The following is a 16,425-nucleotide window of genomic DNA, read 5'->3' as shown; positions in this document are numbered from 1 at the left end:
CCCGGGAACTAGTTCTCTTCGGGACGGGGGCAGCGGAGAAGGACCCGGGCGTGCTCCAGGGCCTCCGGCACGTCCTCGCTTCCCGAGAGCATCCGGGCGATTTCCCGCTCCCGGGGCTCCCCACGGAGGTCCTCCACCAATGTCCGGTCCCCTTCGCGGTGCACCAGGAAGTGCTGGTCCGCCAAGGCTGCCAGGGAAGCCTCGTGGGTCACCAGGATGACCTGACCCGACCGGGCCAGTTCCCGCAGCTTGAGCCCCGCCAGGAGGGCCGCCTTGCCCCCGAGCCCCGCCTCCACCTCGTCGAAGACCAGCGTCGCGGGGGTCCGTCGGTCCCGGATGGCGCACTGGAGGGCCAGGAGGATGCGGCTGAGTTCTCCCCCCGAGGCGCGCTTGGGGATGGGCGCCGGGGGGAGTTCTCCCGTGCCCAGGAGAAACTCCACCTGGTCCGCCCCCCAGGGGTGCAGGCGGTCCAGGGGGGACAGGTGCACCTGGAACGCGAACCCCTCCATCCCCAGCTCCCCCAGGTGACGTTGCACCTCTTCCCCCAGGAGGCGGGCCGAGGCGGTTCGGTGTTCCCGCAGGTCCAAGGCGGCTCGGTTGGCCTCCCGGCGCAGCTGGCGGACCTGGGTCTCCAGGTCCGCCAGGAGGGATTCGGATTCGTGGAGCCATGCCTCCTGCGTCCGGGCCTCCTCCAGGTATGCCAGGAGGGCCGCCTCGTCCTTCAGGCGAAGGCGGCGAAGGAGCCCCTTGAGGGTCCCCAGACGGGTTTCCAGCTCCTCCAGGGCCGCTTCTTCTGCCTCTGGGCTGCGGGCGAGAAGGGCCTTCTCGCAGCGCCCCGCCAGCATCTCCAGCTTCTCCAGCCCCTCCGCAGCCAGGGAGGACCAGAGGGCCCGATCCTCCTCCGGGGCGTGGGCCGTCAGCAGGTCGATACAGCGGCGAAGCTGAAGGAGGAGCCCCTGGTCGTCCCCCGCCAGGAGGAAGGTCTGCTGGGAGAGGGCTCGCAGCCCCGCGACCCCTTCCTGGAGCCGGATCCGCTCCTCTTCCCAGGTTCGGGCGCAGCCCGGGGCCAGGGGAAGCCCCCGGATCTCCTGGGCTGCCGCCTCGGCCGGGGCGAAGGTGGCCAGGACGTCCCTTCGTCGTACCTTCAGGTCTCGAAGGCGTCGCTCCTGCCCCAAGGCATCTCGGTAGAGAGTTTCCATGGTCCCGCGTCGGGACTCCGTCTCGGGCCCCGCGAAGGCGTCCAGCAGGTCCCGGGCCTCCTGGGGGTCCAGCAGCTCCAGCTGGGCAAACTGGCTCTGGATCTGAAGCCGGGGGGAAAGGGTCCGCCCCAGGTCCGCCAGGGTGGCCCATTCGTCCTGAAGGTAAAGGCGGTTTTTTCCCGTCTTGGAGAGGACCCTTCGCACCCGCAGAGGCTCGCGGTCCCTTTCGTCCGGTCCGGGGAGGAAGGTGCCCTCCACCTCCGCCGCGTCCTCTCCGGCTCGCAGGATCGTCCCCTGTGCCCTCTTGCCCGCCAGAAGCTCCAGTGCCCGGACGAGGCTGCTCTTCCCCGCCCCGCTCTCCCCCGTCACCGCCACGAAGCGTCCCCGGAACTCCAGCTCCGCAGAGCGGACACCCCCCACGTTGCGGATGCGCAGGGATTCGATCATCCCTCGTTCCCTCCTCCCCCGAAGCCGCACTGCCCCCACTGGAGCTTGGTGCGCAGGAGGTCGTAGTAGGTCCGGTTGGGGAGGGAGATGGTCTGGACGGTCTTCTCCGGGTCCAGGCGAACCTGGATGTGATCCCCCGGGAGGAGTTCGTAGCCCAGCTGTCCGTCCTGGGTGAGGAGCAGCTCCCGGTGGTCCCCCCGGGGGGTGATGCGCGCCACGTCGTCCTTCCCCAGGATCATGGGGCGGGCGTAGAGGGTATGGGCGCAGATGGGGGCCAGGAGGAGGCAGGGGACGTGGGGGGGGACGATGGGGCCGCCTGCGGAAAGGGCGTAGGCCGTGGACCCCGTGGGGGTGGAGACGATCATGCCGTCTGCGGGGAAGTAGCTCACCGTCTGTCCCGCCACCGCCAGCTCCAGGTCAACGGATCGGGCAAAGGAGCCCTTGGTGATCACCAGGTCGTTCAGGGCGTGGAGTTCGTGGACCTGTCGGTTCCCCCGGTGCACCACCCCTCGGACGCAGTCCCGGTTCTGGATGGAGTAACGGCCGTCCAGGATGCTCTGGATGTCCGCCTCCGCCGAATCGGGGTCTCCGATGGCCAAAAAGCCCAGGCGCCCCACGTTGATGCCGTAGAGGGGGATGGGATGCCCCAGGACGTACCGGGCGGCCCGCAGGAACGTCCCGTCCCCCCCCACTACGATGGCGAAGCCCACCATCTGGCGCCACGCCTCGTCGGAGGTCTCCGGGGCTCCCAGGACCGTGGCCTCGTGAGGGGGGAGCAGGATGGGGACTCCTCGCTCCCGTCCCCAGGTCAGGACCCTTTGGGCCACCTCGATGGCCACCCGTTTCTGCGTGTTGAAGAGAAGTCCGATGGATTGCACGGTCATGGGTTCATCCTTCCTCGTCCCGTCACTGGGGGATTTCCCGATGCCCCCGCTCCACCAGGGCCGCGGGGTCCGGCAGGGGGGGCGGTTCCTGGTCGGGGCCTCGAAGGTGCAGCAGGAATTCCAGGTTCCCCTCCGGTCCCCGCAGGGGAGAGGGGGCGGCTCCCCACACGTTCCAAGCGGTCTTTTCCGCGACGAAGCGAAAGATCTCCCGCACCACGTCCTCGTGCACCCGGGGATCCTGTACCACCCCCCGTTTGCCCACCCTTCCCCGTCCCGCCTCGAACTGGGGCTTGATCAGGGCCACCAGATCTCCCTGTGGGCGCAGCACGGAGATCATGGGCAGGAGGAGCAGCCGCAGGGAGATGAACGAAGCGTCGCACACCGCCAGGTCGCAGGGTTCCCCCAAGGTCGCCGGTTCCAGGAACCGGGCGTTGGTCCGTTCCCGGACCACCACCCGGGGATCGTTGCGCAGTTCCCAGGCAAGCTGACCGTAGCCCACGTCCACGGCGTAGACCCTTCGTGCTCCCCGACGCAGGAGGACCTGGGTGAAGCCTCCCGTGGAGGCCCCCACGTCCACGCAGACCTTGTCCGCCGGGTCCAGGGAAAAGCTCTCCAGGCCCCCCAGAAGTTTGTGGGCTCCTCGGCTGACCCAGGTCTCCTTGGGGGTGTCCACCTGTATGCCCTGGTCCGGGTCCACCAGGCTGGCGGGCTTGACGATCACGAAGCCGTCCACCCGCACCCTCCCCTCTTCAATCCAGCGCTGGGCCTCGGTTCGGGATGTCGCCAGGCCTCGCTCCGCGAGGAGCTGGTCAAGCCGACGCCGTCGCCCAGACATGAAGGAAGGAGAGGATGTGCTCGGGGGTCAGGCCCTCCTCCTGCCACTGCTCCGCCCTGCTGGCGTGGGCCACGAAGTGGTCCCCCACCCCCAGGGTGCGGACCAGACAGGGGGATCCCTCCCGATGGGCGAAGGCCGCCAGGGATTCTCCGAAGCCGCCGCTGACGTAGGCCTCCTCCGCCACCACCAGTTGACGGTGGGTGCGCAGCAGGTCCCGGTAGAAGGTTTCGTCCAGGGGCTTCAGGAAGCGGGCGTCTACCACCGTGGGCAGAGTCTCGCCCCGCTCGCGAGAGAGGGCGAGGGCGTCCATCATGAGCTTCGTGGTGCTTCCCACCCCCACGAGGCAGGTCTCCTCCCCTTGGTGCAGGGTCTCCGGGGTTCCCCACCCGGAGAGGGGGGAACCCTCGTTCCGGTAGAGGGAGGGGGGGACGGTCCCCCGAGGGTAACGGATGGCCCCGGGAATCTCCCGGGCCAGCCATCCGCGCATCATGAACTCCAGGTCCGCCTGGTCTCGGGGGGCCATGAAGGTGAGTCCCGGGATGACCCTTCCCCACGGCAGGTCCAGCAGGCCCTGATGGGTCTCCCCGTCCTCCCCCACCAGGCCCGCCCGGTCCACGCAGAGGAGGACGGGCAGGCCGGGAAGGCAGATGTCGTGGACCCATTGGTCCATGGCCCGCTGAAGAAAGGTGGAATAGATGCACACCAGGGGCCGCAACCCTCCCGCGGCCATGCCCGCGGCGAAGGTGAGGAGGTGGCCCTCCGAGATCCCCACGTCGAAGAAACGGTGGGGGAAGCGACGGCTGAACTCCTGGAGCTTGGTCCCCTCCTTCATGGCGGCGGTGCAGCACACCACTCGAGGGTCCTCCTCCGCCAGGCGCTCCGCCACCCGGGCGGCCACCCGGCTCCAGTCCGGGGCCTTCTTCTGCGACGGGGCCCCCAGGACCGTGCCCGCACCCACTCCGTGGAAGGTGGCGGGCTGTGCCTCCGCCTCGGGGCATCCCTTTCCCTTACGGGTGATGACGTGGATGAGCAGGGATTCCGGGTAGTCCCGGGCCAGGCCGAAGATCTCCTCCAGCTCGTCCAGCCGGTGACCGTCGAAGGGGCCCCAGTAGGTGATGTCCATCTCCTCGAAGATGTTGGGGGGAAGCAGGAGGGATTTGAGCTTGGTCTTCCAGCGTCCCAGCACCTCCTCCACCGTGTCCCCCCTGCGGAGGGTGCGGCACTGCTCCTTGATGAACTGCTTGAATCGGCGATATGTGGGATGCACCGAGAGTTTTGCCAGGTGCTCCGCCATGCCGCCGATGCGGGTGTTGATGGACATCTCGTTGTCGTTGAGCACGATGAGCACCTTGGAGCCGGCGGACCGGACGTTGTTCAGTCCCTCGAAGGCCAGACCGTTGAGAAGGGCCCCGTCGCCGATCACCGCCACCACCTCGTGGCGTTCCCGCTTCAGATCCCGGGCCTTGGCAAACCCCAGGGCTGCGGAGATGGAGGTGCTGCTGTGTCCCACGTCGAAGGCATCGAAGGGGCTCTCATGACGTCGGGGGAAACCGGAAATGCCCCCCTTGCGGCGCAGGGTGGAGAAGCGTTCCCGCCGATCTGTGAGGAGCTTGTAGGCGTAGGCCTGGTGTCCCACGTCGAAGAGGATGCGGTCCCGTCCCGGGTCGAAGACCCGAAGCAGGGAGACGATGAGTTCCACTGCCCCCAGGGAGGAAGCCAGGTGTCCCCCATTTCGGCAGGTCACGTCCTGAATCACCCCTCGAAGCTCGCCGCACAGAGCCTCCAGGTCCGACGGGGAGAGCTCTCGGAGTTTTCGGTAGCTGCCCACCCGGTCCAGGATGGGGGTTGGGGGCCGCTGCGGGGTTTCCATCAGCGGGTCCGCTCCACCAGGGATTCCACCAGGTCCACCAGGGGGTCGTCCTCCGGGCAGATCCCCTCCAGGGAAGCCACGGCGAGGCGGGATTCCTGCTCTGCCAGTTCCTTTGCCCGTTCCAGGCCGTAGACGGAGACGAAGGTCCTCTTGCCCTGGCGGGCGTCTTTCCCTGCGGTCTTGCCCAGGGTGGCGGAATCTCCCAAGACGTCCAGCACGTCGTCCACGATCTGGAAGGCCGTGCCCAAATGTGTCCCATAATGTCCATAAGCCGACACGACGGAAGGCTCCGCCCCAGCCAGAAGGGCTCCTCCCACCAGGGCGGATTCCAGGAGCACGGAGGTCTTGGTTCGGGCGATGAGCCAGACGTCTTCGGGGTCCTCGCTTTGGCTCTGCGGGTCCGTGTCCCGGACCTGTCCCCCGCAGATCCCCCGGGGACCCACGGCGCGGGCGAAAGTCTGTAGAGCCTTCAGGATCTGCGGCGCGGGGAGTTCCTCGCGACAGAGCCCCTCCAGGGCGAACTCGAAGGCCCAGGCCAAAAGGGCATCTCCCGCCAGGAGGGCCAACGCCTCGCCGAAAACCCGGTGGTTCGTGGGCTTGCCGCGGCGAAGGTCGTCGTCGTCCATGCAGGGGAGGTCGTCGTGGATCAGGGAGGCGGTGTGGATCCATTCGTGGGCCAAGGCCAGAGGCATGGCCCGCCTCGGCGCCAGGCCGCACTGTTCCGCCGCCGCCAGGCACAGAACGGGGCGGATCCTCTTTCCCCCAGCTTGGAGGGAGTAGACCATGGCCTCCTGAAGTCTGGGGGGGACCTCCTCCCAGGGGACCTCGCACTGGGAGGAAAGAGCGTCTTCAATCCAAAGGCGTCGCTCCTCCAGGAAGTTCTTGAGTCTCTGCTGGCGTTCAGGGTTCATACTCGTTCCTCCTTCTCAGGGGCGATCCTCTTCGGTCCAGGGTTTCCACGTTCCGTCCTCGTCCAGGACCTCAATGCGCTGCTCCGCATCCCGAAGGAAGGCGGAGCAGCGGCGGACCAGCCCCAATCCATCTTCATAGAGGTCCAGCGCCTCCTCCAGGGGGAGTTCTTCCTTTTCCAGCCGTTGAACGGTTCGTTCCAGTTCGTTCATGTCCTCGGTGAATGCCATGCTCCCGTTTCCCCCCTCAGAAGGCCTGCGGTTGCGACCGCCTCCGGACCATGTTACAATGCGTTGGCTGAATTGTCGCTGCCAGCAAAGGAGGGATAACATGTCCAGGGTTTGCGATTGCTGCGGTCGAGGTCCCCAGACGGGGAACTCGGTCAGCCATTCGGTCCGCCATACTCGTCGTCGCTGGCTGATCAACCTTCAGAGCGTCCGAGTCGACGTGGGGTGCGGCGAGACGAAACGGCTTCACGTCTGCACCAAATGTCTTCGTTCCGGTAAGATTCGCAGGGCCGTCTGAAAGACGGCCCCTTTTCTTTTCCCTCTTCCCCGTCACGCTCCGGTGAGGCACCAGTAGACTCCCAGGGTCCCCCTTCGGACCTCCGCACGAACCCCCCGTTCTCCCCCCTCAAGACGATTGCTTACGGCGTAGGGATGGCTGAGGGCCAGGTGCGTGTCCACCAGGGGCCAGCGAACGCCGGAGATGCCCACCCCTTCGCAGTCTCCCCGGAGGGGCAGAAGGGAGACCGCCTGGGGGATGGGGTCACCGAACCGGACCTCCACTTTCCCCGGTCCCGGGAGCAAGTACACCCCCTCTTCCTGATCCGCCATCCCCAGGGGGGTCCAGGCCGTCCCAGGGAGGAAGCTGTGCAGGAGGCTCCAGAGGTGGTCGAGACGGCCACCGAAAGCCCCCGTCAGGAGGACCTGAGGTCTCGGGTCGATTTCGGCAAGTTCCTGGAGGGCCAGCTGGAAGTCCGTGGCATCCTTGTCCTTGCAGAACAGCCTTTCCTCCCCCCCCGCCGACACGGCCCAGTCCCAGTCCGCCGGGGACGCGCTGTCCCGGTCTCCCAGCACCAGGCGGGGCAGCCACCCCGCTCGACGACAGGCCTCCACTCCCCGGTCCACCGCCCAAAGTTCCCAGCCCTCCTGGCGGAAGGAGTCCAGCCAAGGGGTGTCGGGTGCTCGCCCCCCCAGGACCAGAAGCACCCTTCGGCCTCCCTCGGGAAGCCCTGGGGAAAGAAGCTCCACGTCCTTCCACCGCATACCTAAGCCTCCCTGGTTCGGGCTCGCTCCAGCAGGGACTGGGCGTCCTCCTCGTCCACCAGGATCTCCCGGGGCTTGGATCCCTCCGGAGGGCCCACGATGCCCAACTGCTCCATCATGTCGATGAGCCGGGCTCCCCGGGTGAAGCCCACCCGAAGCTGCCTCTGGAGGCGGCTGGCGGAGGCGATTCCCGTGGAGAGGACGATCCCCACCGCTTCCTCCAGCAGGGGGTCGTCCAGGTTGGCCTCCCCGTCGAAGCCCCCGCCGCCCTGCTCCTCCAGGTCCTGGAACTGGGGCTCCCCGAAGAGGGAGACCAGGTACTCCAGCCAGCGGCACAGGGCCTTTTCGTCCAACCAGGCCGCCTGGAGTCGAAGGGGTTTGGGCAGACGGGAGGAAAGGAAGAGCATGTCCCCCTTGCCCAGGAGCTTTTCCGCCCCCCCGCAGTCCAGAATGGTGCGGGAATCCGCCTGGCTGGGCAGGGTGAAGGCCACCCGGGCGGGGATGTTGGCCTTGATGAGGCCGGTGATGACGTTCACCGAGGGGCGCTGGGTGGCCAGGATGAGGTGGATTCCCGTGGCGCGGGCCATCTGGGCCAGGCGGCAGATGTAGTCCTCCACCTCCTTGGGGGAGGTCATCATCAGGTCCGCCAGTTCGTCCACCACGATGACGATGTGAGGGAGCCGATCCTTGGGGATCGCCGCCTCGTTGTAGCCCTTGAGGTTGCGCACCCGGGCCCGGGCGAAGAGCTCGTAGCGCTGTTCCATCTCCCGGATGGCCCAGGCCAGGGCGTGGATGGCCTTCTTGGGATCCACCACCGGGGGGGTGAGGATGTGGGGCAGCCGCTCGTAGGCCGCCATCTCCACCCGCTTGGGGTCCACCAGCACCAGGCGCAGGTCGTCGGGTCGCCGGGCGGAGCAGAGTCCCACGATGCAGCTGTTGACGAAGACGCTCTTCCCCGAGCCGGTGGTTCCCGCCACCAGGAGATGGGGAAGGTCCTCCAGTCCCGTCACCAGGGGTTCCCCGTCCACACCCACCCCCAGGGGCAGGGGCAGGTCCGCCTCCGTCTCCATGAAGGTCTCCGACTCCAGGAGGGTCCGCAGGGGGATGGATCGGCGCCGGGGGTTGGGGATCTCGATGCCCACGTAGGGCTTGCCCGGGATGGGGGCCTCCACCCGGAGGCTCGGCACCGCCAGGGCCAGGGCCAGGTCGTTGGTGAGGGAGGCCACGCGGCTTACCTTCACCCCCGGGGCGGGCTGGATGCGGAATTGGATCACCGTGGGGCCGACCTGGGTCTCTCCCAGCTCCGCCTCGATGCCGAATTCCTCCAGGGAGGAGACGATGCGCTCCCCCAGGGGGCGGATGGTCTCCTCCCCCGGCCTGTCCGAACCGTCCTCCGGAGGGCCCAGCAGGTCTGCGGGAGGAGGGAAGCAGCCCGGTTCAACCTCGGGAAACTCGGGGGGCAGGGAGAAGGCGTCCTCCGGGTCGTCCCTTTCCAGGTCCTCCACGGCGATGCGGCAGAAAGGATCCGATTCCCCGAGGGGTTCCGCGCTTTCTCCTTCTTGTGTCTCTTCCTGGAGGGCTCGGCCCGGGCGGGAACGGGTCTTGGGAACGGAGGCGTTGGGTTCCTGCGTTCCCCCCTTCCCCCTCTTGAAAAGGCCTGCCGGGAACCCTTCGAACAGGTGGAGCAACTGGTCCGTCAGGTCCTGGGGGGTGTCTCCCCGAAAGGCCGCCGCCGTGACGGCCGAGAGGAGGAGTCCCAACAGGGCCGCTCCCAAGGGGCCCAGGAACTCCAGGACTCCCCGAGCCAAATGGTTGCCCCAGCTCCCGGCTTGCAGGAAGGCCGCCAGGGGCGAGGAGACCTCCTCCAGAAGGCCCAGGAAGAGGATGCTCCCGAGGGTGAGTCCCAGGACCCCCAGGGACTGACGCAGAAGGGACGGGATCTCCCTTCGGGAGAGTCGCAGGGTGCCCACGTAGACGCAGAAGGCCAAGGGGATCCATGCGGCGGTTCCGACGGACCCCAACAGGAGATCCCCCAGAAGCCGGCCCAAGGAGCCCGTCCAGGGGGTGGCCATAGAGAAGAGGGCGAAGAGGGAGAGCCCCAGAAGGCCAAGGGCAAACCAGTCCACCGTCGTCCCGAGGGAGGGCAGTCCCTCGCGAAGCTGGAGGAGAGGATTCCGTTTGGAGGGGGCCGTCTTCGTCCTAGGCGTCTTCATCGCCCGTGTCGCTGCCCCCTACCAGGATTTCCCGGATCCAGAGGGACGGCTGCCCGTCCGAGACGGGGACCCCCTGTCCCGCCTTCCCGCAGATGCCCGGTTCGAAGTGAAGGTCCCGTCCCACCGCCTGCACGTTGCGCAACACCTCCGGACCGTTTCCCGTAAGGGTGGCCCCTCGAACGGGATAGGCGATTACGCCTCCCTCCACCCGGTAGCCCTCGCTCACGTGGAAGACGAAGTCCCCCGTGGTGGGGTCCACCTCCCCGCCGCCCATCATGCGGACGTATAACCCCTCCCCCATGCGGTCCAGCATCTCCTCTTCCTCCATGTCCCCGGGGAGGACGAAGGTGTTGCTCATCCGGGGGACGGGGGCGCAGCGGTAAGATTCCCGCCGTCCGTTCCCTGTGGCGGGCCATCCGCCCAGGCGGGCGTTCGTCAGGTCGGTGAGGTAGCCCTTGAGGATCCCCGCCTCCAGGAGGACCGTCCTCCCTGCCGGGGTCCCTTCGTCGTCCACGGCGTAGGAGCCGTAGTTCCCCGGCAACGTGGCGTCGTCCACCAGGTGGATCAGGGGGCTGGCCACGGGTTGGCCGAGGCGGTCCCGAAAGGCGGAGTAGTCCTTGCGGACGATGTCCGCCTCCAGACCGTGGCCGCAGGCCTCGTGGATCAGGGTGCCTCCGGCGGAGCCGGACACTACCACCGGGAAGACCCCGGCGGGACAGGGTCGCGCTTCCAGCTGCAAAAGCGCCCGGCGCAACGCCTCCCGTCCCAGGGCGAGGGGGTCTTCCCCTCCCCAGAACTGTTCCATGGGGAAGGAACAGGACCGGGCCTCGTACCCCGTGCGGAGGACCCCGTCCCGCTCCACCACCACGTGGACGGAAAAGCTGGTGTAGCGTCGCCTGTCTTGGGCCGCTCGGCCGTGGGATCCCAAGACGAGCACCTGTTTGGAGGAGGAGCGGATCTGGATTCCCACCTGCTTGACCCAGGGACTGCCCTCCCGGATCGTCCGATCCACCTCCGCCAGCCAGTCCGCCTCCAGGGAGGGAAGCCCCGGTTCGGGTTCCAGGAGGGGATCGGTTCCCCCCAGGGGAGCCGAGAGGGCTTGCCCCGCATCCGCCTCCGCCAGACGGAGGACCCGGCTTGCGGTGTCCGCCTGCAGCCCCGGGGCGTGGGCCATAAAGGTCGCTTCTCCCTGCACCAGCCGGGCGCTCACACCGTCGGCTCGAAAGGAGGAGATCTCCTCGATGCGTCGGTCTTCGTAGTGGATCAGGTGTCCCGTCCCCGTCTGAAGGTAGACTTCTCCGTGGTCTACTCCCCGTTTTTTCTGTTCCGCGAGCTGTTCGAGCAGATCGGCGATTCCCTTTTCGTTCATGGATCGTTCGGGTCTCCTTCTTGAAGGTGAGGAGCAGATTTCTGCCCCATGGCTGCCGTGGGTTCTGTGTGCCGCGACGCCCCCTGGGACGGGGCATCTTTTCGCGCGAGGGCGTTTTGTGCCCGAAGGTGCTCCTGGTAGGTTCGGCTGAAGACGTGCTTGCCGTCCTTTCCCAGGAAGAAGAAAAGCGCTTCCTCCCGCGCCGGCTCCAGGGCCGCCCTCCAGGATTCCAAGCCCGGGATCCCCACGGGCCCCGGGGGCAGCCCCCTGTGGCGGTAAGTGTTGAAGGGAGAACGGATCTCCAGGTCCCGGTAGGAGAGGGTGCTCCGCTTCTCCCCCCGCAGTTTCCAGGCGTAGACCACCGTGGCGCAGGACTGCAACGGCATCCCTCGGGTCAGTCGGTTCAGAAAGACCGCCGCCACTCGGGGCCTTTCCTCGTCCGACCGGACTTCCCTCTCCACCAGAGAGGCCAGAATGCCCCTTTGGAGGAGCGTGTCCCGAGACCAGTTCCCCCTTTGGACCGCTGCCCCCAGACGGTTCCACCAGGCCAGGGAGGCCGCGCGGACCAGGTTGGGGATGCCCTCAGACCCTTCGGGAACCCCGTAGGTGTCCGGCAGCAGGAAGGCCAGGCGCTCTTCGGGTTTCGGGGGCAGGAGGGGGCGCAGGGGTTGCGGGAAGAGGGATGGGTCCGAAAGGGCGTCCCTCCAGACGTCTTCGGACACCCCCCGGGTCAGGTCCACCCAGTCCGCCCCAGGGATGAGGGCCCGTTGAAACCCCCGAGGGCGGGTCTCGCGGATCTCCTTCGCCACCTCCCAGGGAGAACCGGGGTGCAGCCGGTAGATCCCCGCTCGGAGGGAACGGTCGATGCCCATGCGGACCATCCAGGCAAGGAGGTCCGCTTCCTCCGTCACGATGCCCTTCTCTCGAAGGAGCCGGGCGAATCCGGATGCGGAGGTTCCGGGAGGCACGGTGACCTCGACTTCTTCCCCCGATGTCCCGGGGGGGAAGGGATCGGGAACCAGCCGGGGCAGCCCCAGGATGCAGAGGGCGAAGAGCAGCAAAGAAAGGACAAACGCGATCCGTTCGCAGCGATTCACCTGACGTTTCGACCGCCTTTCGGTGCGTCTCCAGAGGCGACGCCGCCTCATTATAGCGGTTTTTGTGTCCCCCTCCGGGGGTGACGCGGAGAAAGGAGAGGAAAGGCATGAGGAGGACGATAGAGACGGGTTTTCTTGACGCCAGGAGGCCCCCATGGTATAAGCAACGAAATTTCCGAGAGGAGGCGAAGAAAAGTGAACCCCACCTGCGACCTTTCCCTTGCCGGTTTCGGCTCGTCCCGCTCCCGTTTTTCCATGGGATCCTCTTCTTCCTCCATCGGAGGAGGTTGTTGGCCCGTTCCCCTGCGCCCCTGAAGCTGCGTTTCGATCCCAGGATCCAACGGAAGACGAAGCGAAGGCGGGGGCCCGGTTCCAACGGCTCCCGCCTTTTTCTTCCCTTCCTCCATGAGGAGGTGTGTGGATGCAGCGCGTGTTGTTGACCCCCGGACCCGTGGAGCTTCCCGACCCGGTGCGCCTTGCGGGCGGGAACCCCATGATCAGCCACCGGGAACCGGCCTTTTCCGTCCTCTATCGGGAGCTGCTGGAGAAACTGGCCCGGCTTTTCGAGACCTCAGACCCCGTCCTTCCCGTTCCCGGATCGGGCACGGGAGGCCTGGACGCCCTCTGTCAGAACCTTCTGGAGCCGGGGGACGAGGTCCTGTCCGTCTCCTGCGGCGCCTTCGGGGATCGGTTCCGGGAGATCGCCGCCCGACGCGGGGTGGACCTCCATGTTCTGGACGTCCCCTGGGGAGAAGCGGTCGATCCGGCCTCGGTCCGAGAGGCCTTGATGGCCCGCCCGGGGACGAAGGCCCTGCTGCTGACCCACAACGAGACCTCCACGGGGGTGGTCAATCCGGTGGAGGCCATCCTGGCCGCCCTTCCAGAGCCCCGGCCTCTGGTCCTGCTAGACGGGGTGAGTTCCGTCGGGGCCATGTCCTGTCTCCCCCAGGCCTGGGGGGTGGATGGTCTGGCCACCTCCTCCCAGAAGGGGTTGATGAGTCCCCCCGGCCTTTCCTTCCTGTGGCTTTCCTCCCGGGGATGGGAGGCGGCCCGGTCGCACCGCTGCCCCACCTATTCCCTGGATCTGGTCCTCTACCGGAAGGACCTGGAGAAGAACTCCCAGACGCCCTACACTCCCCCCCTCTCTCTTTACGCCGCCGTCTCCGCGGGGTTGGACGGGATCCTCCGGGAAGGGGCTCCCGTCTGGTTCGCCGCCCGGCGTCGCTTCGCCCGGGCCCTGGCCTCCGGCCTGGAAGGGTTGGGCCTTCCCCTTCTGGTGACCCGAGAGGAGCACCGTTCTCCGGGGGTCACGGCGCTGTACTTTGAATCCCCGGGGGTGGCGGATTCCCTGAGGGAATCCCTGCGCTCCATGGGGGTGGAGGTGGCGGGTGGCCAGGGCCCCCTGAAGGGGCACCTGGTTCGGGTGGCACACTACGTCGATCTCGGCTGGCCCCAGCTCTCCCTGATCCTGGGGAGCTTCTGGGCGGCCTGCAGGGCCCAGGGCAAGCTTCCCTCCCCCAAGGAAGCCTTGGAGCGGGCCTATGAAACGTGGAAGGAGGAAACCCCATGTGGAAGGTCCTGGTGACCGAATCGATTCATGAAGAGGGCCTGGCGATCCTGCGGGAGGCCCGGGATGTGCAGCTGGTGCAGAAGGTCGGGCTTTCCCGGGAGGATCTCTTTGCCCAGCTGCAGGACACGGACGCCCTCCTGACCCGCAGCGGCACGGGCATCGACGTGCCCCTGCTGGAGGCGGCCCCGGTCCTGAAGGTGGTGGGTCGGGCCGGGGTGGGAGTGGACAACGTGGATCTGCCAGAGGCAAGCCGACGGGGTGTCGTGGTCATCAACGCCCCCACGGGTAACACCCTCTCCGCAGCGGAACAGACCCTGGCGCTGATGCTGGGGCTGATCCGGCGCACCCCCCAGGCCAACGCCTCCATGCGCCGGGGGGAGTGGGACCGGAAGCGCTTCATGGGACACCAGCTCAACGGAAAGCGCCTGTTGGTGTTGGGGTTGGGGCGCATCGGGACCCAGGTGGCCCTCCGGTGCCGTGCCTTCGGCATGGACGTGTCCGCCTACGATCCCTACGTCTCTCCCGGGAAGGCGGAGAACCTGAAGGTGCAGCTGTTGCCGGATCTGGCGGACGCTCTGGCCATGGCGGACGTCATCACCCTCCACGTGCCCCTCACCGAGGAGACCCGGGGGATGCTGGACGACCGGCTGGTGCGCACCATCAAGAGGGGGGCCTACCTGATCAACTGCGCCCGGGGAGGCCTGGTGGACGAGGAGGCCTGTGCCCTGGCCCTTCGGGAGGGACGGCTTGCCGGGGCGGCCTTCGACGTGTACAGCATGGAGCCCCCGGGGCTAGAGCACCCTCTCCTGGCGGAGGACCTGCAGGACCACATCGTCCTCACCCCTCACCTGGGGGCCAACACCTACGAGGCCCAGTCTGCGGTGGCTCGCATCGCCGCCACCAACCTCCTGGCCGCCCTTCGGGGGGAGCCCTACGAGCATGCGGTGAACCTCCCCTTCATGGAACAGCGCCTCACGGGGCAGCGCCGGGCGTTCCTCACCCTGGCCCGAAACCTGGGGGTACTGGCCACCCACCTGGCGGAGCGCACCGAAGGGGCCGTGTCGAGCTGTCAGGTGATGCTCCGAGGTCCCCTCTTCCAGGACGAGGAGGAACCCATCCGCTTTGAAGCTCCCTTCCGCCTCAAGCCCTACACTGTGGCGTTCCTCAAAGGGCTGCTGGAGGTGCGCCACGGAGCGGAGGTGAACTACATGGTGGCTCCCCTCATCGCCCAGGAGAAGGGCATCCAGCTGGAGGAGGGCTTCGGGGAGTCCAGCACCTACCAGAACGTCATCGACGTGAAGGTGGGCACGGAGCGGGGCTCCCTGCGCCTGGTGGGGACCGTGACGGAAGAAGGGCGGCAGCGGGTGGTGCGCCTGGACGACTACTGGCTGGACCTGATCCCTTCGGGGCGCCTTCTCCTCTTCCAGAACCACGACCGGCCGGGAGTGATCGGCAAGGTGGGAACCCTGCTGGGGCAGGCGGGGGTGAACATCGCCAATTTCGCCCTGGGGCGGAAGAACGGCAGCGGTCTGGCCCTGGCGGCGCTTCAGATCGATCAGGAGCTGGGGGAGGAGCTGCTCTCCACCCTCCGGCACGACGGGGACCTCATCTGGGCGGCCACGGTCTGCCTGAAGGAAGGGCTGTGATGCGCCTCTTTCTGGTGCGCCACGGGGAGACGAACTGGAACCGGGAGGGACGTTTTCAGGGACAGCAGGACACCCCCTTGAACCTCCGGGGCCTGGAGCAGGCTCGCAGGGTGGCGGAGCGCCTTCGGGGGCACCCCTTCGCCCTGGTGGTTTCCAGTCCCCTATCCCGGGCCCTCCAGACCGCTCGCGCCATCCACGGAGCCTCGGATTCTCCGGTTCCCCTGCAGGTGGACGAGGGCCTCACGGAGATCCATCACGGGGATTGGGAGGGACGTCTGGCCCAGGAGGTCCGGGCAACGTGGCCGAGCCTCCTGGATCGTTGGCACGAGAGGCCCGAGGAGGTGCGCATGCCCGGGCCGGGAGGGGAGACCCTGGAAGAGGTCCGGGATCGAGCGGTCGCAGCGGCGGAGCGGCTTGCGGTGACCTGCCCGGAGGAGGGGGACCTGTGCCTGGCCAGCCACGACGCGGTGCTGAAGGTGCTCCTCTGCCATTGGATGGGCGCTCCCCTGGGGAGCTTCTGGCGCTTTGTGATCCCCAACGGAGGGCTGAACCTGGTGGAACTGAGGGCGGGCAAACCTCCCCGCCTGCTGCTGCTGGGAGATGCCTCCCACCTGGAAGAGGGGTTCCACCGGGAGGAGCAGAAGGGGCTTTAGCGCCATTCCCGGGAGGGAAGCTCCTCCACGTAGAGCACCCCGGGGCGCAAGAGGGCCCGGGCCAGCAAGGTTCCCACGTTGGGGTAGAGGGTCTTCTCGGGAAGGTCCTCCAGGCGAAGCCATTCGTGCCCAGCGGCGCTGGTGTGTTCCCGCCGAACCGTGGGGGTCCCTTCCCCCAGGCGGCGACAGCGGAAGAATAGGTGGAGGGTGTGCTCCAAGGGGCCCACGGGACGGGCTTCGGCGCTGAGGAGCAGGTCCTCAACCAGAACGGCAATCCCCAGCTCCTCCTCCATCTCCCGGACCAAGGCATGGCGGAGGGACTCCCCCTCCTCCACACCTCCGCCGGGGATGCCGTAGACGTCTCCCTGCGGGTAGGCATAGCGAAGGAACAGGACCTTGCCTTGCTCTTCGATCACCCCGGCGGGACGGATCTTCATGGAGCCTCCCCCTTTCGTGCGCTGACTC

At 67.5% G+C, this 16,425-nt stretch carries 15 protein-coding genes; 4 read left to right on the top strand and 11 right to left on the bottom strand.

Annotation, left to right across the window (positions count from 1 at the left end; translation table 11 throughout):
- Positions 1-8: 8 nt before the first annotated feature.
- From APAU_RS07355 to xseB, 6 genes are read right to left on the bottom strand one after another with little or no spacing between them, the layout of a single operon-like run.
- Complete coding sequence (locus APAU_RS07355) at positions 9-1,646, bottom strand: AAA family ATPase (protein WP_006301083.1); 1,638 nt, start codon at positions 1,644-1,646, stop codon at positions 9-11.
- Entirely contained in the window at positions 1,643-2,530 is an 888-nt protein-coding gene (locus tag APAU_RS07350) for an NAD(+)/NADH kinase (RefSeq protein WP_006301082.1), read from the bottom strand. Before APAU_RS07350 ends, APAU_RS07355 begins: the two co-directional genes overlap by 4 nt.
- Before the next feature lie 22 nt (positions 2,531-2,552).
- Entirely contained in the window at positions 2,553-3,365 is an 813-nt protein-coding gene (locus tag APAU_RS07345; protein ID WP_006301081.1) for a TlyA family RNA methyltransferase, read from the bottom strand.
- Positions 3,340-5,235, bottom strand: a complete 1,896-nt coding sequence (dxs, locus tag APAU_RS07340; protein ID WP_006301080.1) for a 1-deoxy-D-xylulose-5-phosphate synthase — start codon at positions 5,233-5,235, stop codon at positions 3,340-3,342. The genes APAU_RS07345 and dxs overlap by 26 nt, the downstream gene beginning before the upstream one ends.
- The gene (locus APAU_RS07335; RefSeq protein ID WP_006301079.1) at positions 5,235-6,146 is read right to left on the bottom strand and encodes a polyprenyl synthetase family protein; all 912 of its coding nucleotides are present in this window, start codon (positions 6,144-6,146) and stop codon (positions 5,235-5,237) included. The genes dxs and APAU_RS07335 overlap by 1 nt, the downstream gene beginning before the upstream one ends.
- Before the next feature lie 15 nt (positions 6,147-6,161).
- Positions 6,162-6,356, bottom strand: coding sequence for an exodeoxyribonuclease VII small subunit (gene xseB, locus APAU_RS07330; RefSeq protein ID WP_232207705.1), 195 nt, complete (start codon positions 6,354-6,356; stop codon positions 6,162-6,164).
- 118 nt (positions 6,357-6,474) lie between these two features.
- On the opposite strand from xseB, the gene rpmB reads away from it, so the two are divergent.
- On the top strand, positions 6,475-6,669 hold the full coding sequence (gene rpmB, locus APAU_RS13030) for a 50S ribosomal protein L28 (RefSeq protein WP_006301077.1): 195 nt from the start codon (positions 6,475-6,477) through the stop codon (positions 6,667-6,669).
- Positions 6,670-6,701: 32 nt separating this feature from the next.
- On the opposite strand, the gene APAU_RS07325 is transcribed toward rpmB, so the two are convergent.
- The 4 genes from APAU_RS07325 to mltG are packed head-to-tail and all read right to left on the bottom strand — an operon-like array spanning position 6,702 to position 12,055.
- Positions 6,702-7,412 carry a thiamine diphosphokinase gene (locus APAU_RS07325; protein WP_006301076.1) on the bottom strand — a complete coding sequence of 237 codons (711 nt, stop codon included), beginning with the start codon at positions 7,410-7,412 and terminating at the stop codon, positions 6,702-6,704.
- A 2-nt stretch (positions 7,413-7,414) separates the two neighbouring features.
- A complete protein-coding gene (locus APAU_RS07320) occupies positions 7,415-9,625 on the bottom strand; it encodes a DNA translocase FtsK (RefSeq protein ID WP_006301075.1) in 2,211 nt (736 codons plus the stop codon).
- Positions 9,612-10,994 (bottom strand): TldD/PmbA family protein, encoded by a 1,383-nt coding sequence (locus APAU_RS07315; RefSeq protein WP_006301074.1) that lies wholly within the window; start codon positions 10,992-10,994, stop codon positions 9,612-9,614. Before APAU_RS07315 ends, APAU_RS07320 begins: the two co-directional genes overlap by 14 nt.
- Positions 10,991-12,055, bottom strand: a complete 1,065-nt coding sequence (gene mltG, locus APAU_RS07310) for an endolytic transglycosylase MltG (protein ID WP_232207704.1) — start codon at positions 12,053-12,055, stop codon at positions 10,991-10,993. The genes APAU_RS07315 and mltG overlap by 4 nt, the downstream gene beginning before the upstream one ends.
- A 457-nt stretch (positions 12,056-12,512) precedes the next feature.
- Between mltG and APAU_RS07305 the strand changes: the two genes are divergently transcribed.
- Genes APAU_RS07305 through APAU_RS07295 form a run of 3 tightly spaced genes read left to right on the top strand, consistent with a single transcriptional unit; the run spans position 12,513 to position 15,960 of the window.
- A complete protein-coding gene (locus APAU_RS07305; RefSeq protein ID WP_006301072.1) occupies positions 12,513-13,676 on the top strand; it encodes a pyridoxal-phosphate-dependent aminotransferase family protein in 1,164 nt (387 codons plus the stop codon).
- Positions 13,658-15,307 carry a phosphoglycerate dehydrogenase gene (gene serA, locus APAU_RS07300; RefSeq protein ID WP_006301071.1) on the top strand — a complete coding sequence of 550 codons (1,650 nt, stop codon included), beginning with the start codon at positions 13,658-13,660 and terminating at the stop codon, positions 15,305-15,307. Before APAU_RS07305 ends, serA begins: the two co-directional genes overlap by 19 nt.
- Positions 15,307-15,960 (top strand): histidine phosphatase family protein, encoded by a 654-nt coding sequence (locus APAU_RS07295; protein ID WP_006301070.1) that lies wholly within the window; start codon positions 15,307-15,309, stop codon positions 15,958-15,960. The genes serA and APAU_RS07295 overlap by 1 nt, the downstream gene beginning before the upstream one ends.
- Here APAU_RS07295 and APAU_RS07290 read toward each other — a convergent pair.
- Entirely contained in the window at positions 15,957-16,397 is a 441-nt protein-coding gene (locus APAU_RS07290; protein ID WP_006301069.1) for an NUDIX domain-containing protein, read from the bottom strand. The two genes, APAU_RS07295 and APAU_RS07290, sit on opposite strands and share 4 nt — an antisense overlap.
- Positions 16,398-16,425 lie beyond the last annotated feature (28 nt).

The sequence above is a fragment of the Aminomonas paucivorans DSM 12260 genome (genome assembly GCF_000165795.1).
In the GTDB taxonomy this organism is placed as follows: Bacteria; Synergistota; Synergistia; order Synergistales; family Synergistaceae; genus Aminomonas; species Aminomonas paucivorans.
Note: the sequence above shows the minus strand (reverse complement) of the source record. Positions and strands in the feature narration are given on the sequence as shown.

Excerpts from the sequence above, each read along its gene's own strand:
- APAU_RS07355 (WP_006301083.1), bottom strand. The coding sequence starts at position 1,646 with ATGATCGAATCCCTGCGCATCCGCAACGTGGGGGGTGTCCGCTCTGCG.
- APAU_RS07350 (WP_006301082.1), bottom strand. The coding sequence starts at position 2,530 with ATGACCGTGCAATCCATCGGACTTCTCTTCAACACGCAGAAACGGGTG.
- APAU_RS07345 (WP_006301081.1), bottom strand. The coding sequence starts at position 3,365 with ATGTCTGGGCGACGGCGTCGGCTTGACCAGCTCCTCGCGGAGCGAGGC.
- dxs (WP_006301080.1), bottom strand. The coding sequence starts at position 5,235 with ATGGAAACCCCGCAGCGGCCCCCAACCCCCATCCTGGACCGGGTGGGC.
- APAU_RS07335 (WP_006301079.1), bottom strand. The coding sequence starts at position 6,146 with ATGAACCCTGAACGCCAGCAGAGACTCAAGAACTTCCTGGAGGAGCGA.
- xseB (WP_232207705.1), bottom strand. The coding sequence starts at position 6,356 with ATGAACGAACTGGAACGAACCGTTCAACGGCTGGAAAAGGAAGAACTC.
- rpmB (WP_006301077.1), top strand. The coding sequence starts at position 6,475 with ATGTCCAGGGTTTGCGATTGCTGCGGTCGAGGTCCCCAGACGGGGAAC.
- APAU_RS07325 (WP_006301076.1), bottom strand. The coding sequence starts at position 7,412 with ATGCGGTGGAAGGACGTGGAGCTTCTTTCCCCAGGGCTTCCCGAGGGA.
- APAU_RS07320 (WP_006301075.1), bottom strand. The coding sequence starts at position 9,625 with ATGAAGACGCCTAGGACGAAGACGGCCCCCTCCAAACGGAATCCTCTC.
- APAU_RS07315 (WP_006301074.1), bottom strand. The coding sequence starts at position 10,994 with ATGAACGAAAAGGGAATCGCCGATCTGCTCGAACAGCTCGCGGAACAG.
- APAU_RS07305 (WP_006301072.1), top strand. The coding sequence starts at position 12,513 with ATGCAGCGCGTGTTGTTGACCCCCGGACCCGTGGAGCTTCCCGACCCG.
- serA (WP_006301071.1), top strand. The coding sequence starts at position 13,658 with ATGTGGAAGGTCCTGGTGACCGAATCGATTCATGAAGAGGGCCTGGCG.
- APAU_RS07295 (WP_006301070.1), top strand. The coding sequence starts at position 15,307 with ATGCGCCTCTTTCTGGTGCGCCACGGGGAGACGAACTGGAACCGGGAG.
- APAU_RS07290 (WP_006301069.1), bottom strand. The coding sequence starts at position 16,397 with ATGAAGATCCGTCCCGCCGGGGTGATCGAAGAGCAAGGCAAGGTCCTG.